We start from the raw sequence: 15,532 nt of genomic DNA, 5'->3' as shown, positions 1-15,532 counted from the left end.
CCGAGGATGAGACTTTTCCGCCAATTCGCAAGGCTAACGGCCGCGGCTGCGTTCCTCGCCGCCTCGAGCGCGCCGGCGCTGGTGCATCCGCACGTCTTCGCCGAAGCGCGGCTGGACGTGGTGGTCAATCCCGACCGCACGGTCAAGTCGCTGCGCCATCTCTGGCGCTTCGACGACCTGTTCTCCTCGACCGTGCTGATGGAGTTCGACAAGAACGGCGACCTCCAGCTGGACGACGCCGAGTTGCAGGACGTCGCCGACACGGTCTATTCCTCGCTCGCCGAGTACAAATATTTCCAGATCGTCACCCTCGACGGCAAGGATGTCGAGATGCAGCCGCCGCCGAAGCTGATCGCCAGCTTCGAGGGCGAGCAGCTCATCATCCTGTTCGAATCCACGCCGAAACAGCCGCTCACGCTCGCCGGCAAGGTGGATTTCGGCGTCTATGACCCGACCTTCTACACCGCGATCGACTTCACCGAGGACGACAACATGTCGGTGGTGGCCCTGCCGGCCGACTGCAAGCGCAGCGTCATCCGCCCCGACCCGGACGAGGCGATCGCCCAGAACCAGTCGACGCTGACCGATGCCTTCTTCAACGATCCGACCGGCACGGACATGAGCAAGATCTTCGCCACCAAGCTGGAACTCACCTGCCAGGCTAGCGGCTGAGCATGATCATCCCGAGGAGTCGCAGGCTTTTCGGACGAGGATCATGCGACGGAACAAAGAGATAGAGCGGGACGCCGATCCATCGTGATCGCATCCCGCTCCAGCAGGAGCGGACATGAAGAAATGGACCGTCAGGGTGGTCTTCGCCCTTCTCGCCTTCACCTATGTGGCGACGCATTTCCTCGGCCATGCCCACGCGCAGAGTTCGCTGGGTATCGGCACCAACGAGGCGATGGTGCCCTCGACCGGCATGTTCGCAGGCCTGATGAACTGGATCAACGTCCAGCAGCAGGGTTTTTACCGGGCGCTCACCGGCGCGCTGAAGGCGATGCGCCAGGACGGCGGCCAGCTCTGGATCCTGGTCGGCCTGTCCTTCGCCTACGGCGTCTTCCATGCCGCCGGCCCCGGCCACGGCAAGGCGGTGATCTCCTCCTACATGCTGGCCAACGAGGTGGCATTGCGGCGCGGCGTCATGCTGTCCTTCGTCTCGGCCTTCCTGCAGGCGCTGACGGCGATCGTGCTGATGACGATGGTGTTCCTGGTGCTGCGCGGCACCGCCATCTCGATGACCAACGCCACCTGGTTCCTGGAGGTCGCGAGCTACGCGCTGATCACGCTGTTCGGCGCCTGGCTCTTGTGGAAGAAGGCCGGTCCGCGGCTCGCCGGCCTGTTCGGCCACAACCCCGCCTACAGCCTGTCGGCCGCGCACGCGCACGGCCACGGCCATTCGCATGCGGGGCATGACCACCATCATGGGCACGCCCATGCGCATGACGATCATGGGCACGGCGCCCATGCGCATCATCACGACCACGCTGCCCACTCGCATCATCACGGCCATGCGCACGCACCGGGCGAGGTCTGCGAGACCTGCGGCCACGCGCATGCGCCCGATCCGGCGATGATCTCCGGCGACCGCTTCGACTGGCGCACCGCCTGGTCGGCGGTCGCGGCCGTCGGCCTGCGGCCCTGCACCGGCGCGCTGATCGTGCTGTCCTTCGCCTTCCTCAACGGCCTGTGGATGGGCGGCATGCTCTCGGTGCTCGCCATGGCGGTCGGCACGGCGATCACCGTCTCCCTCCTGGCCACGCTGGCGGTGACGGCGAAGAACTGGGCGGTGGCGTTCGCCGGCGACGGCCGCGTCGGCAACCGCGTGCATGCCACGATCGAGATCGCCGGCGCCGCGCTGGTGTTCCTGCTCGGCCTGGCGCTGCTCGGCGCCAGCCTCAACGCATGAGCTGCGGCCTGATCGGCTTCGCCCTTCGATAGGCGGCGGCATTCGCCGACAGCACGGATCGTCGCCACGCCGCGCAAAATCCGCGGGGCTGTCAATTCTTTCGCTCGTCGCGTCCGGCGAAGACCCCGTCACGACGTGTCGGGGCGTTGCAGCGCCTCGAAGGCAAGTCCGTGCAGGACATCCAGCACCTCGTGGACCTCATGAACGGGTTTTCTGCGCCGCCAGCCCGGCGGCCGGCCGGGCTTCAGCGGCGAGTGGCGGCCGAACCGGCGTGGCTCGCCGGTTTCCCGCTCGCGCGCGAAGGCGGCGTCGCGCCGGGCCTTCCAGCGGGCGAAGCGTCTTGCCTGGCCGGGAAGATCGTCGAGCGCGAAAACCAGCGCTGCAAGTCGCGCATCCAGCCGCCTCGCGTCGATCGGGTCTTTCGGCGACCAGGCGGGGATGCGGAACGGCTCGCTGTAACCGGGAACGCAGATGCGCGGCACGCCGCAGGTCTGCGGCCCGTAGCGACGATGGCTCCAGGGCCGCAGCGCGTCGAGCAGAGGCAGGGTCGCGCGACGGGCGCGGATTTTCGGCCGCGCCGGCATGCGGACGGGGCCGGCCCCGGGGCGGAATTTTGGCTGCGGTTTCTGCCGGGGCGGAGGCAAGGCGACGATGAGGCCACGTGCTGCCACGACGATGAGGCGCCGCACCGCTGCTTCGGCGGGACGCAGAAGCCGCAGGATGGCGCGGTGGAGGCGGCGTGGCAGGAAGAGCGCGGGGGCAAGTGCCGGCGTGAGCGCCGGGGACAGTTTACTTTTTTCGGCCCGCGAAAACCTTGAAGCGGCTGTGCCCTTCTGCCGAAAGAAAGTAAACTGTCCCCTGAGTTCCTCGAGTTCCAGGCCGGCCATGGCGACGAGCATGGCGAGGATGCGCTTCAGCGCTTCGCGATTCTTCTCGATTGCCGCATCCCAGTCCACCGCCGCCTCCTTTCAAACAGGCGGCGAGATTATCGCTCGGGCCGGGAGGGGCGGGGGTAAAATGACGGAAAATAATCCTGACGGATGCTGACAAGGAGCAACGGTAGCGCAGGGGGATCACATGTGAGTCTATCCCCCATCCCTCAGGGGATTCCGGGAGCAGCGGCTGCGTGCCGCCCGTCCAACCTTCCTACTCGTCCCGGCGCTGGCTTCGCCCGCGCAGCCAGAACACCAGGAAGAAGGCGGCGACGAACAGGATGCCGAACAGGGCGGCGGCCAGCGTCGAATAGTCGCCGAGCGCCAGCATGACGGTCGGCAGGTAGAAGGCGCCGAGGCCGAAGGCCAGCATGATGACGAAGGCGGCCAGCGCCGCGTTGCGCGTCTCGGGGTCCATCAGAGCGAGAAGCCGCCGTCCACCTTCATCACCGTGCCGGTGGTGAAGGCGGCTTCGTCGGAGGCCAGATAGACGACGATCGGCGCGATCTCGGCGGCGTCGGCGACGCGACCCATCGGCTGCCGCTGCACAAACATCTCCAACGCCTTCTCCTTGCTGCCCCAGCTCTTGCCCAATTCCTCGACGCGTCCCTCCCAGGAGGGCGAGCGGAAGGTGCCGGGCGCGATTGCATTGCAGCGTATACCCTGCCGGATGAAATCCGCCGCCACCGATTTGGTGAGGCCGATCACCGCAGCCTTGCTGGCGCCGTAGGCGTAGCGGTTGGGGATGCCGCGCACAGAGGAGGCGCCGGACGCGATGTTGACGATCGACGACGTCCCGCCGCTCGCCCTGGCGCGCTCCAGCATGCCCGGCAGGAACGCCCTGATGGTGCGATGCATGGATTTCACGTTGAGGTCGAAGGAAAAATCCCAGTCCTTCTCGCTGGTGTCGAGCACCGTGCCGTGATGCACATAGCCGGCGACGTTGACCAGGATGTCGACGGGTCCGACCTTGGCGGCATAGGCCTCGACCGCCTTGGTCGACAGCACGTCCAGCTTCGCCTTCTTCGCCTTCGCGAGACCGTCCAGCTTGTCGCGGGCGACGTCGGAGGCATGGACGGTCGCCCCTTCGGCGAGGAACGCCTCGGCGATGGCTCGGCCGATGCCCTGCCCCGCCGCGGTCACCACCGCGATCTTGCCTTTCAGCCGTCCGCCCATTTGTCGTCCTCGAACTGGACTCGGAACCTGATCCCCAGACGTCGCGAGCTCTCAGAGATCGTAAGATTGAACAAAGAATTAGGCTACGAACCGCACCTCGTCGGTCCACCTTGGCCGGGTCCGGTTACATCACCGGTTTGCGGGGAATTCCGCGGAAAACGTCACCTTCTGATGCGGCGCACGTCGACGACACGGCCGTTATGCGCGCTCACGGCGATTTCGAACCGGTTGCCGCCGCGCCAAGCGCGATAGATCAAAAACCGCCCGCGGCAATCCACCCGACGAATGTCGCGGAAGCCGCGATTGCGCAGGATTCGCTCGCCTCCCCTGCAAGTGACAGCACGGCCTCTATTGAGGCTGGTGCCAATAGTGATGTCGATCGTGACCGCATGAGCGGGTGTTGGAAGCGTTACCGGCGCGACAAGGCTCAGCGCCAGAGCCAGGCACGCGAACAGGGGCCGATGCATGAAATTCCTCCACGATGCGTTTGCGCAAGATCATTTGGGCAAGGGCTGGTTGTCAAGGAAAGGCGAGCACGTTTCACGCGGAACCGGCTGCCCGGAGGCGGCGCGTCAGTGCCCGTGTGTCAGCGACTGGTCGGCGCAGGCGCCGAATTCCGGCTCGACCGTGGCATGGTCTATTCCGTGCTTTGCCGCAAGCCGCGCCTTGATGGCGCTCACCGCGCCATGCGGATCGGTACCGTCAAGCAGGCAGGCATGCAGCGTCGCCATGGTCTTCTCGCCGTCGAGCGACCACACGTGCATGTGGTGGATCTCCCGCACGCCCTCGACATGCGCCGACAGGTCGCCGGCGATGCCGTCGCGGTCGAGGTTTTCCGGAACGCCTTCGAGCAGGACATGCGCGGCCTGGCGCATCAGCGACCAGGCGGTCGACAGGATGAGCACGGCCACCAGCACCGACAGGATCGGGTCGATCGGCGTCCAGCCCGTCGCCAGGATCACAAGCGCGGCGGCGATGGCCGCGACCGAGCCGAGCAGGTCGCCCAGCACATGCAGGATGGCGCCGCGCATGTTGAGGCTTTCGCGGTTGCCGCCGCGCAGGATGAGGAAGCCGGCGATGTTGACGGCCAGCCCCGCCAGCGCCACCACCAGCATCGGGCCGCCGAGCACCGGCCCCGGATCGAAGAAGCGCACCACCGCCTCGTAGACGATCCACAGCGCGATGGCGAAGATGGTGACGCCGTTGGTGTAGGCGACCAGCGTCTTGACCCGGCCGAGCCCGTAGGTGTGGCGCGCCGTCGCCGGCCGGTCGGCAAGGTGGAAGGCATACCAGGCCAGCCACAGCGCGATCGAATCGGTGAGCATGTGGCCGGCATCCGCCAGCAGCGCCAGCGAGCCGGTGACCAGGCCGCCGATCGCCTCCGCCACCATGAAGCCGCCGGTGAGCAGCGCCGCGATCAGCACGCGCGTCTTGTCGGCGCCGCGCAGGTCGTGGGAATGGTCGTGATGCCCGGCCGCCCCCTGGTGATCGTGGTGCGGATGGGCATGGCTCATGGTTTCAGGCTCCCGCGGCCCGCAACTCCTCGAGCCGTTTCTTCTGATTGCCGGCCCGGTCGAAATTCGCCGGGTCGAGCCAGGCCTCGTAGGCACGCTTCAGCGCCGGCCATTCCGTGTCGATGATCGAATACCACGCCGTGTCGCGGTTTTCACCCTTCACCACCAGATGCTGGCGGAACAGGCCCTCGAACCGGAAGCCGAAACGTTCGGCGGCCCGCTTCGACGGTTCGTTGCGGTTGTTGCATTTCCATTCGTAGCGGCGGTAGCCGAGCTCGTCGAATATGTAGCGCAGGAACAGGAACTGCGCCTCCGTCGCCGCCGGCTTGCGCGAGACCAGCGGCCCCCAATAGATGTTGCCGATCTCGATCACGCCGTTGGCCGGGTCGATGCGCATCAGCGTCTGCCGCCCGGCGATTCTTCCGCTCGCCTTGTCGATCACCGCGAAGAACAGCGGGTCCTCGCTGGCAACCGCCTTGTCCAACCAGGGCTGGAAAGCCGGACGATCGGCGGGCGGAAGGTCGGGCAGCCAGCGGAAGCGGCCGTCGGCATCGGCGACGGAGGAAGCCTCGAAAAGGCCGTCGCCGTGGCGGGCGGCATCGAGCGGCTCCAGCCTGACATAGCGGCCTTCGAGCACAATGCGCCCGGGGCGCGGGCGGGCGGTCCAGTTTTTCAGGTCGTCGGACACCGCAGCGCTCCATTTCCTTTGACTTTGCTCGTCCGACCATCTCAAAAGCGGAAAAAGCCTTACAGCACCAGATGGGATACGGGAATGCTCCAAACGATTGCCGCCTTCGACCGCATCGGCGAGGAAAACGCCTTCGCCGTGCTCGCCCGCGCCACCGCACTCGCCGCCGAGGGCAAGGACATCATCAATCTCGGCATCGGCCAGCCGGATTTCCGCACGCCGGATCACATCGTCGAGGCGGCTATTCAAGCGCTGCGCGACGGCCATCACGGCTACACCCCGGCGACCGGTCTGCTGGCGACGCGCGAAGCGGTGGCGCGGCGCACCTTGACGACCACCGGCGTCGAGGTCTCGCCGGACACCATCATGATCCTGCCGGGCGGCAAGCCGACCATGTATGCGGCGATCGTCATGTTCGGCGAGCCGGGCGCGGAGATCCTCTATCCCGATCCCGGCTTCCCCATCTACCGCTCGATGATCGAGTTCACCGGCGCGACGCCGGTGCCGGTGCCGATCCGCGAGGAGAACGGTTTTGCCTTCTCGGCCGAGGAGACGCTGGCGCTGATCACGCCGAGGACGCGGCTCCTGATCCTCAACTCGCCGGCCAACCCGACCGGCGGCGTCACGCCGCGCGCCGAGATCGAGAAGCTGGTCAAGGGGCTGGAGAGGCACCCCGACGTCGCCATCCTGTCGGACGAGATCTACGACGTCATGACCTATGACGGCGAACAGCACTGCTCGCTGCTGCAGTTCCCCGAACTGCGGGAGCGGCTGATCGTGCTCAACGGCTGGTCGAAGACCTGGGCGATGACCGGCTGGCGGCTCGGCTGGTCGATCTGGCCGAACAGCGAGCAAGGCGGGCGGCTCTACGACAAGGTGCGCAAGCTGGCGGTCAACTGCTGGTCCTGCGTCAACGCGCCGGCGCAGCATGCCGGCATCGCCGCGATCGACGGCCCGCAGGATGCGGTGGACGCGATGATGAAGGCCTTCGACCGGCGCAGGAAGCTGGTCGTCGAGGGGCTGAACAGACTGCCCGGCGTCTCCTGCATCACGCCGAAGGGCGCCTTCTACGCCTTCCCCAATATTTCCGAGACCGGCTGGAAGGCGAAGAAGCTCGCCTCGGCGCTGCTGGAGGAGACCGGCGTGGCGCTGATCGGCGGCCCGGATTTCGGCATCCTCGGCGAGGGTTACATCCGGCTGTCCTACGCCAATTCGGAAGAGAACATTTCGCGGGCGCTGGAGCGGGTGGAAAAGTTCCTCGGGCAAAACCCGCGGGCCTCGTAAGCCGCCCTCTTCCGATCAGAGGGGCCGATAGAAGATGGCCCTGCCGGCAGGGAGCATCTGAAGCAGAAGATCGAAGTCGCCGACATTCGCGGTGAGCACGGTCAGACCAAGCTTCTGCGCTTGCACGAACAGAACGCAATCGTGCAGGGCGCGGTATCGATCGTCGGCTGCATAACCCTGGAGCCGGCACAGAATTCCAGAGAGCATTGCGCCCTTTGCGAGCATGTCCGTATCGGGAGCAAAGACCCGGTGCGGCGGCATCGCCTTGATCAGGCCGCCTATCCGGTCGATGGCCACCTTGCTTCCCGGATGCCGGGGATCGAGAGCGCCGACAGAGTGCATGAGTTCCTGAACGGCGACCGCGGAATGATTGACGATACGCAGGTCGAGCAGGTCCGCAACGGCGTCGGGAGTTCGCCCCTGCAAGCCATCGATATAGACGCAGGTATCGAGAAGCAGTGCCTGGCCCGCGCTGGCGTTGTCGAGAAAAGGCAATTCATCGCCGGATTGGCGGGAAAGAGTCTTGCGGGGCGCGAAGCGCGCCCACCGCAGGGTGGCGTCGAAATCGAAGTCGGGCAATCAGAAGCCGAGCTTCAGGGCCGGGTCCACCGTGCCGCGAGCATTTCTGAAGGTTTTTGCAAACTCGTCGTCGAGCGCGACATTGGCCAGCGCGAACTCGATCAGGTCGGTGTCGGCCTCGATGCCGGTCCGCTGCTTGGCCCGTTCGATCAAGGCGGGGCTGATACGGCCGCTGAGCCGCGCGCTCTTTTCGCCCAGCAGCCCGGATTTCTCGGCCGCCTGCATCACCGCCCGGAGCCGGGGCTGTCCGCTCTCGCTGGATTTCTTGGCCAACTTTGGCATGGCTGCCGCCTTGTTGAACGATCTTCGATTTCGTCAGACATAGCACAAAGCGCGACGATCATCCATCCAGGGGATTGCGTCGCGTCCGTCGGCCCCGGAGTGCGCGACCCCTACAGCCGCTTCTCGAACCAGTGGTGGGCGTAGGGATTGTCGTTGTAGCGCCCGATCTCGCGATAGCCGAGCTTTCGGTAGAGCGTGTGCGCCTCCGTCAGCGTGCGGTTGGTGTCGAGTCGCAAGGTCTTGAAGCCTAGCTCACGGGCGATGGCCTCCAGCCTGTCCATGATCCCGGTCGCCACGCCCTTGCCCCGCATGGCGGAGCCGCACCAGACGCGCTTGATCTCGCCGACATCGTCGCTCAGCCGCTTCAGCGCGCCGCAGCCGACAGCCGCGCCGTCGAGCCGCGCCAGCACGAGGTAGCCGTGCGGCGGCACCATGTCGGCGGTGTCGAAGCTGCCGCCGGCCTCGGCGTCGAAGCCGGTGTCGAAGCGCCGCGCCAACTCGGCATAATAGCTGTCGAGGCAGCGGCGCGCGTCGGCGCTGTCCGGAGCCTCGAGGGCGACCTCGACGGCCGGCGGGCGCATCAGGCGCTCCACCTCCGCCATCGCGGCGACGAGGCGCCGGCGCTCGGGCTCGCCCAGAGGCTTCAGGATCGAAACGGCGAGGTCGTCGGAGAGCGCGTCGTAAGCCCGGAATTCGGCGCGACCCGTCTCGGTCAGGTGCACCTCGCGCGCCCGGCCGTCGTCCGCCTTGCGGCGGACCTCGACCAGCCCCTGCCCTTCGAGCGCGCGCAGCAGCCGGCTGAGATAGCCGGAATCGAGGCCGAGGCGTTCGCGCAGGACGCGGATATCGGCTCCGTCCGTGCTGCCCGCTTCGAAGATCAGCCGCGCCTCGCCGAGCGGCCGGCCGCGCGCGAGGTAGCTGTCGTCGAGCGCGCCGACGCGCTGCGTCACCGTGCGGTTGAAGCTGCGCACCTGTTCGATAAGCTTTTCATCCATTACCTGACTTTAGTCAGATAATTCGCGGGCCGCAAGTGGGGCGATGGGACGAAAGGTCCCGACATGCTATCCCCGCCCGACGAACGGCATCTTGGTCGCCATCACCGTCATGAACAGCACATTGGCGTCGAGCGGCAGGCTGGCCATGTGCAGCACGGCGTCGGCGACGCGCTGCACGTCCATCACCGCCTCGGCGGCGATGGTACCGTTGGCCTGCGGCACGCCGACCGTCATCGCCTGCGCCATCTCGGTCAGCGCGTTGCCGATGTCGATCTGGCCGCAGGCGATGTCGAAGGGCCGGCCGTCCAGCGCCAGCGTCTTGGTGAGGCCGGTGATGGCGTGCTTGGTGGCGGTGTAGGGCACCGAGCCCGGCCGCGGCGCGTAGGCGGAAACGGAGCCGTTGTTGATGATGCGGCCGCCCATCGGCGACTGCCGCCGCATGACGCCGAAGGCGGCGCGGGCGCACAGGAACGAACCGGTCAGGTTCACGCCGACGATGTCGTTCCACACCGAGACAGGGATCTCGTCGATCGGCGTCGACTTGTAGCTCGATCCGGCATTGTTGAAGAGCAGGTCGACGCGGCCGAATGTGTCGACCGCCGTCCTGAACAGCGCATCCACCTGATCTTCCCTGGTGACGTCGCAGGAGACGGCAAGCGCGCGCGCCTCCGTCTGTCCGGCCGCGGCCACGGCCTCGTCGAGCACCGCCTGTCTGCGGCCGCAGAACACCGTGTTCCAGCCCTTCCCGAGCAGCGTGGTGGCGACGGCCCTGCCCACGCCGGTGCCCGCGCCAGTGACGATTGCTGTCTTGCCGTTGTGCATGATCTGTCCTCCTGTCGGAGGTGGCATTGCAGATCGCTGGCGGGGAGGCAAGCCGGTCGACAAAAAGGGCGGCCATTGGCGACCGCCCGATCTGAACCGCTTGGGAGGAGGAGGAGAGCGGATCCGACTACTAAAATGATGCGCTTCAAGGGTTAACGAAAAGTTAACGCGGGCCGCCGTGCCCAGCCTCTAACCGATCCACGGCAGGAAAGGCCGGCCGGGAAGCGCCTCGGCGAAAACCCAGATGACGAAGCCGGCATAGATCGTGGCGAAGAGCCGGACCGGCAGGCGGTTCGCACCTCCGAACAAGGCCGCCGACAAAAGGCCGAAGGCGGGAATGAAATGCAGGGCATGGGTGGCGAAGAAATGCGCCACCCTCAGGTCGCCGCCGTCGCGCGCCCAGCCCATCAGCGGCAACCCTCCGGCATCCGTCCCTGCCCCGCCGACGGCGTGCGCAGCGAGGGACGACATCGTGCCGGCGGTCGCAAGCGTGAGCGGCAGCACGAGGCCGAGGCCGATCACGACGGAACTCTTCAGCGCCGGCGCGAGCCCGGTCGCGGGATTGCGGGCGATCAGCCATGCATAGACGGCCGTCGGCGTGGTGAGCAGAATCGCGCCGAGCCCCATGGCTGAATAGATCACGATGCCGATGGGAGTCCGGTTGAAATGGGAGGCCGTTCCCAGCATCGCCGCTCCGCCGATCCAGACCATCTCCGCGACGATCGCCGCGATTACCGCCAAGCGATAGGCGCGGTACCAGCGCCGGCCGGTCGTGCCCGCCGGCAGCCAGTGCGCGAAAAGAGCGAGCGTGAGCAGGTAGACGATCAGCGCCAGCTCGAACTTCAGCGGCTTGATCCAGACATTGATGCCGAGGAAGGTTCGCGCCTCGATCCCCGCGGCGAATGCCAGCGGCGTCGCCGCGAACAGCAACGCGACGGCACAGCCGAAGAAGCCCGGCTCGGCGGTGCGCAGCGATTGCGGCAGGCGGCCTGGCCTGAAAACAGGGGCGGCTCTTTCGGCGACAGCAAGAGCGGTCATGGATTTCTCGCGTGTTTCAGGCGACCGCGGCGCGACCTTTGCGCGCTCCGCGTATCGCGGTGAAGGTCAAGAACCCGGCAGGGCCGAACAGGAAGGTGAGGCCGAGGCAAGGCAGGACGAGCAGGAACGGAACCGCCTCGCGCCGCGCCACCCGCACGATCCAGGCGCCGACGAACAGGTCGAAGGCGAGATAGTGGATCCAGCCGGCCAGCAGCAGCTGCCGGGACTCGAACAGACGCGCGACGTTATCGAGGCTGTCGAAGCCGCCCTCGCCTTGCGTCCAGAAGGCGAGGATCAGTCCGGTATAGGCGACCGCCAGCAGGAGCGGGACGGCGAGCCCCGACACCCGGTCGGCAGCGGCCGGAAAGAACGGGCTGCCAAGCAGAACGGCCCAGCCGGACAGGGCCGTCATGTTGGCGATCTGGAACAGGGCGTCGGGCGACATGGCTGCTTTCCGGCTCATAAACTTGACACTGGCAAGATGAAGGATGGCAAATGATCTTTACGCCGTCAAGTTAATTTTTACGCCGTCAAGATTGAGGCCGAGGCAAGCCGATGCTAAGGGGCAGTTCGAAGCAGGATGGGCACATGGCGGACAAGAAGGGGCGGCGGCCCCGCTATCACCACGGCGATCTTCGCGAGGCACTGCTGGCGGCGGCCGAGCAAGAACTGGTGGACAAGGGCATCGAGGGTTTCACCCTGCGCGGCGCGGCGAAACGGGCCGGTGTCTCGCACGCGGCCCCGGCGCATCATTTCCGCGACACCCGCGATCTTCTGACGGCGCTGGCGGCGGTCGCGGCCAACCGTTTCTACCGCAGCATGAAGGATCGGCAGGAGAAGGCGGAAAAGACCCCGCGGGCGCAGTTCGTCGCCCTGGGCCTCGGCTATGTGGAGTTCGCGCTCGCCAGCCCCGCTCTGTTCGGCCTGATGTTCGGCTCGAAACGGCCCGACTACGCCGCCGCCGAGTTGTCCAAGCCGGCGTCGGACGCCTTCCGGCTCCTGGTGGACGACATAGCGGCGCTGCGCGACGAGGACCCCCTGGCGACGCCGGACGGCCGCGCCGACATCGCCGCCGCATGGGCGCTGGTCCATGGGCTGGCCGAGCTGTTGATCGCCGGCCGCCTGGGCTTCCTCAAGCAGGATCTGGAGGGCGACCTCGAAGGCGCGATCCTGAGGGTGATCGACCACATCGTGCCCGGGGGGACGGCGGCGCCGGCCGCGCCGCCGGATAGTTCGCAGCCTACCAGCGCGGGTTGACGTTCGGATTCGGGGCGGAAGCGGTCTGGGCCTCCCCGACCGGCACGGTCTGCGGCGCCTTGGCGGCGGACACCGTCGCCTCGACATGGTCGACGAGCGCGTCGGGCAGGCCGAGCCGCCCGGCGAGCAGGTCGAGATAGCCGCGCTCGGCGCGCGAGTCCGGCTCGATCGCCAGCCGCGAGGCCGTATAAAGTTCGACCTTCTGCTCCTCGGTCCTGGCCGCGGCGGTCAACGTGTCCAGATCGAGCGGCGCGTCCAGCTCGGCCATCAGGAATTGTTCGGCTTCGGCATCGATACCGGCCAGGCGCAGCTTGCCGGCGATCTTGCCGCGCTCCTCGTCATCGACATGGCCGTCGGCCTTGGCGGCGGCGATCATGGCGCGGATCAGCGTCAGCGCGAACTCGGCGTCGCCCTGCGGCGCGTTGGCCGGGTGGAAGCCGGTGTCGGACGGCGGCGGCAGCAGCTCGGGCTGCGACTGCGGCGTCTCCGCCGGCTGCTTGCCGGCCTGGTAGTTCTTGTAGGCCTGGTAGGCGAGCCCGCCGATCGCCGCGAGACCGCCGATCGTCGCCGCCTTGCCGGTCACCGACCGGCCGGTCTTGGTGCCGAGCAGCACAGCGACCAGCGCGCCGGCGGCCAGCGGATTGTCCTTGGCCATCTGCGCCGCCTTGCCGGCGCCGTCGCGCACCGAAGTCTTGGTACCCGGCACCTGCGAGCCAAGCAGGTCGTCGAGCAGCTTCTTGGGATCGAACATGAAGGCCTCCGCTTCGCTGGTCCCGCCGTGCGGGACGTTCCCGTCCGCCAGACTTAGGCAGCCGCCGGCGACAATGCAATGACGGCCCGCCGCTGGCAAGCGGCCGCGTCAGCCGCCGATGGGCATCGGCAGTCCGAGCGCCTCGGCCCGCTCCACCTGCCGCTGCCGCTCGGCATAGCGGGCGCGATCCTCGTCGGTTCGCAGGTCGTGGCAGCGCTCGCAGGAGATGCCTTCGCGGAATTTCGGCGATTTGCGCTCTTCCGGCGTGACCGGCATGCGACAGGCGCGGCAGAGCTCCGCCTCGCCCTCCGCCAGCCCGTGCGTGACGGCGACGCGCTCGTCGAAGACGAAACATTCGCCGCGCCACAGGCTTTCGCCTTCGGGCACGTCCTCGAGATATTTCAGGATGCCGCCCTTGAGGTGGAACACCTGGTCGACGCCGAGCGACTTCACATAGGCGGTGGCCTTCTCGCAGCGTATGCCGCCGGTGCAGAACATCGCCACCTTGCGCCCGTTCAGCTCTTCCCGATGCTGCCGCGCCCAGGCGGGAAAGTCGCGAAAACTGCGGGTTTGCGGATCGACGGCGCCGGCGAAGCTGCCGAGCCGGACCTCGTAGTCGTTGCGGGTGTCGATCACCACCGTGTCGGGGTCGGCTATCAGCGCGTTCCAGCCGGACGGCTCGACATGGGTGCCGGCGCTGGCCGTCGGATCGATGCCGTCGACGCCCATCGTCACGATCTCGCGCTTCAGGCGGACCTTCATGCGGTGGAACGGCATCTCGCGGGCTGAACTGTATTTTACGTCCAGGCCGGACAATTGCGGGATGGCCTCCAGCCGCTCGATGAGCGCGGAAATCGCCTCCGGGCGGCCGGCCACCGTGCCGTTGATGCCCTCGGACGCGAGCAGCAGCGTGCCCTTGATGCCTTGCCCGCAGCAGAAGGCGGCAAGCGGCGCGCGCAGGCTCTCGTGGTCGTCGAGGCGGCAGAAGCGGTAGAGCGCCGCGACGCGGAATTCCGGCTGGAAAGGGGATAGATCCATTGCGGCAGCGCCTAACGCCTCCGTTCCGATATTGCAAGAAGAGCAGCAATTACGCGGAGTTCGGGTCGAAAAGGCGGCGTCCAGCCGCGAATTCACACCGAAAACCGTCGCGAATTTGTCCCCTTCTCCCGCTTCGCGCTCAAAATCCGGCGAGATGAAGGAGCCGGAGCGCATGTTCACACAGGAAAGCATTTCGGAAATCGCCGCCGTGGCCGCCGGGATCGGCATAGAGCCGGCGGCGCTGCTCGCCGTGGCGGAAGTGGAGAGCGGCGGCAAGGCGTTTGCCGTCGTCGACGGCAGGAAGGAGCCGCTGATCCGCTTCGAGGGGCATTATTTCGACCGCCGGCTGACGCCGGAGAAGCGGTCAGCGGCCCGCGGCCAGGGCCTCGCCTCGCCGCTTGCCGGAGCCGTCGCCAACCCGAGCACCCAGGCGGCGCGCTGGAAGCTGCTGGCCCGCGCCGCCGCCATCGACCGCAAGGCTGCCTATGAATCCGTGTCGTGGGGGCTCGGGCAGGTGATGGGCGCGCACTGGGCCTGGCTCGGTTATGCCGGCGTCGAGGCGATGGCGGCGGAAGCGCGTGCCGGCGTCGCCGGCCAGGTGCGGCTGATGGCGCGCTACATCGACAAGGCGGGGCTGAAGCCGGCGCTTGCCGGTCGCGACTGGCATGCCTTCGCCCGCGGCTACAACGGCCCGGACTACCGCCGGCACGGCTACCATGCGAAGATCGCCGCGGCCTACCGGCGCCATGCCGCCATGCAGGCCGGCAAGAGCGCGGACGCGCCGCCGCTGACGGCTTCGACGAAGGCGCCGATCGCTGCAAAGCCGGCCGAAGCCGCGGGGAACAAGAGCGCGCTCGGCCGGTTCCTGCAGCGGATGCGCGGATGGATCGCAGCGGCGGCCAGGTAGCGTCCGGGCTCGAACTCGGGGTATCGAGGTGCCTTTCGACCCCCTCGCCGCCTCGCTTCGCTCGGCACCTCTCCCCACTCCATGAGGGCGAGGATTCGTTTTTGGCGATTGGCGTTTCCTCTCCGCAGTCGATCGCTATCGGATTCACACATTTGAACTGGTCTCACCGGCATCGCGGAAGAGATTTTCGTCATCGGCTGCGTCTGGACAGTACGCGAGCAACACCCAATCCGAGATGGGTGAATGCGATAACCCGTCGATCGGGCAGGGCTATCGCATATGAGTTGTATCGGAGCGGCAAACAGCTCTGCGTCGTCATTCCGGGGCCGCGCAGCGGAACCCGGAATCCAGAGTGCCGAC

19 protein-coding genes are annotated in these 15,532 nt (G+C 67.1%); 5 read left to right on the top strand and 14 right to left on the bottom strand.

The window, feature by feature from the left end:
• Positions 1–6 precede the first annotated feature (6 nt).
• Both AC5JDC_RS05630 and AC5JDC_RS05625 read left to right on the top strand, forming a co-directional pair.
• Positions 7–672: a DUF1007 family protein gene (locus tag AC5JDC_RS05630; RefSeq protein ID WP_106771426.1), complete on the top strand. Its 666-nt coding sequence runs from the start codon at positions 7–9 to the stop codon at positions 670–672.
• Positions 673–787: 115 nt separating this feature from the next.
• Positions 788–1,909: a nickel/cobalt transporter gene (locus tag AC5JDC_RS05625; protein ID WP_495839895.1), complete on the top strand. Its 1,122-nt coding sequence runs from the start codon at positions 788–790 to the stop codon at positions 1,907–1,909.
• A 128-nt stretch (positions 1,910–2,037) separates the two neighbouring features.
• Here the strand turns inward: AC5JDC_RS05625 and AC5JDC_RS05620 are convergent, their stop codons facing one another.
• From AC5JDC_RS05620 to AC5JDC_RS05595, 6 genes are all read right to left on the bottom strand, one after another.
• Positions 2,038–2,865, bottom strand: coding sequence for a hypothetical protein (locus tag AC5JDC_RS05620; protein WP_495839893.1), 828 nt, complete (start codon positions 2,863–2,865; stop codon positions 2,038–2,040).
• Positions 2,866–3,055: 190 nt separating this feature from the next.
• Entirely contained in the window at positions 3,056–3,262 is a 207-nt protein-coding gene (locus AC5JDC_RS05615; RefSeq protein WP_495840048.1) for a hypothetical protein, read from the bottom strand.
• Entirely contained in the window at positions 3,259–4,017 is a 759-nt protein-coding gene (locus AC5JDC_RS05610; protein WP_106771429.1) for an SDR family oxidoreductase, read from the bottom strand. The genes AC5JDC_RS05615 and AC5JDC_RS05610 overlap by 4 nt, the downstream gene beginning before the upstream one ends.
• A 161-nt stretch (positions 4,018–4,178) precedes the next feature.
• The gene (locus AC5JDC_RS05605) at positions 4,179–4,484 is read right to left on the bottom strand and encodes a hypothetical protein (protein WP_106771430.1); all 306 of its coding nucleotides are present in this window, start codon (positions 4,482–4,484) and stop codon (positions 4,179–4,181) included.
• Between the two features lie 105 nt (positions 4,485–4,589).
• Positions 4,590–5,531, bottom strand: a complete 942-nt coding sequence (locus tag AC5JDC_RS05600; protein ID WP_495839890.1) for a cation diffusion facilitator family transporter — start codon at positions 5,529–5,531, stop codon at positions 4,590–4,592.
• Between the two features lie 4 nt (positions 5,532–5,535).
• On the bottom strand, positions 5,536–6,219 hold the full coding sequence (locus tag AC5JDC_RS05595) for a GNAT family N-acetyltransferase (protein ID WP_495839888.1): 684 nt from the start codon (positions 6,217–6,219) through the stop codon (positions 5,536–5,538).
• 84 nt (positions 6,220–6,303) lie between these two features.
• Between AC5JDC_RS05595 and AC5JDC_RS05590 the strand changes: the two genes are divergently transcribed.
• Positions 6,304–7,503: a pyridoxal phosphate-dependent aminotransferase gene (locus AC5JDC_RS05590; protein ID WP_495839886.1), complete on the top strand. Its 1,200-nt coding sequence runs from the start codon at positions 6,304–6,306 to the stop codon at positions 7,501–7,503.
• A 15-nt stretch (positions 7,504–7,518) separates the two neighbouring features.
• Here AC5JDC_RS05590 and AC5JDC_RS05585 read toward each other — a convergent pair whose 3' ends face one another.
• From AC5JDC_RS05585 to AC5JDC_RS05560, 6 genes are all read right to left on the bottom strand, one after another.
• Positions 7,519–8,082 carry a type II toxin-antitoxin system VapC family toxin gene (locus tag AC5JDC_RS05585; RefSeq protein WP_495839884.1) on the bottom strand — a complete coding sequence of 188 codons (564 nt, stop codon included), beginning with the start codon at positions 8,080–8,082 and terminating at the stop codon, positions 7,519–7,521.
• Positions 8,083–8,364, bottom strand: a complete 282-nt coding sequence (locus tag AC5JDC_RS05580) for a hypothetical protein (RefSeq protein ID WP_495839882.1) — start codon at positions 8,362–8,364, stop codon at positions 8,083–8,085.
• 110 nt (positions 8,365–8,474) lie between these two features.
• The gene (locus AC5JDC_RS05575; protein ID WP_495839880.1) at positions 8,475–9,359 is read right to left on the bottom strand and encodes a bifunctional helix-turn-helix transcriptional regulator/GNAT family N-acetyltransferase; all 885 of its coding nucleotides are present in this window, start codon (positions 9,357–9,359) and stop codon (positions 8,475–8,477) included.
• 66 nt (positions 9,360–9,425) lie between these two features.
• Positions 9,426–10,181: an SDR family oxidoreductase gene (locus AC5JDC_RS05570; protein WP_495839878.1), complete on the bottom strand. Its 756-nt coding sequence runs from the start codon at positions 10,179–10,181 to the stop codon at positions 9,426–9,428.
• Between the two features lie 189 nt (positions 10,182–10,370).
• Positions 10,371–11,219 carry a hypothetical protein gene (locus AC5JDC_RS05565; protein ID WP_495839876.1) on the bottom strand — a complete coding sequence of 283 codons (849 nt, stop codon included), beginning with the start codon at positions 11,217–11,219 and terminating at the stop codon, positions 10,371–10,373.
• Between the two features lie 16 nt (positions 11,220–11,235).
• The gene (locus AC5JDC_RS05560; protein WP_495839874.1) at positions 11,236–11,664 is read right to left on the bottom strand and encodes an ABA4-like family protein; all 429 of its coding nucleotides are present in this window, start codon (positions 11,662–11,664) and stop codon (positions 11,236–11,238) included.
• Positions 11,665–11,807: 143 nt separating this feature from the next.
• Here AC5JDC_RS05560 and AC5JDC_RS05555 point away from each other — a divergent pair, with 143 nt between their 5' ends.
• Complete coding sequence (locus AC5JDC_RS05555) at positions 11,808–12,476, top strand: TetR/AcrR family transcriptional regulator (RefSeq protein WP_495839872.1); 669 nt, start codon at positions 11,808–11,810, stop codon at positions 12,474–12,476.
• Here the strand turns inward: AC5JDC_RS05555 and AC5JDC_RS05550 are convergent.
• Both AC5JDC_RS05550 and trhO read right to left on the bottom strand, forming a co-directional pair.
• Positions 12,460–13,227 (bottom strand): tellurite resistance TerB family protein, encoded by a 768-nt coding sequence (locus tag AC5JDC_RS05550; protein ID WP_495839871.1) that lies wholly within the window; start codon positions 13,225–13,227, stop codon positions 12,460–12,462. The genes AC5JDC_RS05555 and AC5JDC_RS05550 overlap by 17 nt on opposite strands.
• A 108-nt stretch (positions 13,228–13,335) precedes the next feature.
• The gene (gene trhO / locus AC5JDC_RS05545) at positions 13,336–14,265 is read right to left on the bottom strand and encodes an oxygen-dependent tRNA uridine(34) hydroxylase TrhO (RefSeq protein WP_495839869.1); all 930 of its coding nucleotides are present in this window, start codon (positions 14,263–14,265) and stop codon (positions 13,336–13,338) included.
• Positions 14,266–14,437: 172 nt separating this feature from the next.
• Here trhO and AC5JDC_RS05540 point away from each other — a divergent pair, with 172 nt between their 5' ends.
• Positions 14,438–15,172: an N-acetylmuramidase family protein gene (locus AC5JDC_RS05540; RefSeq protein ID WP_495839867.1), complete on the top strand. Its 735-nt coding sequence runs from the start codon at positions 14,438–14,440 to the stop codon at positions 15,170–15,172.
• The last annotated feature ends 360 nt before the right edge of the window (positions 15,173–15,532 follow it).

It is taken from the genome of Kumtagia sp. (assembly GCF_059502445.1).
The sequence above is the reverse complement of the archived record's forward strand: the minus strand, read 5'-3'. Positions and strand labels throughout refer to the sequence as shown.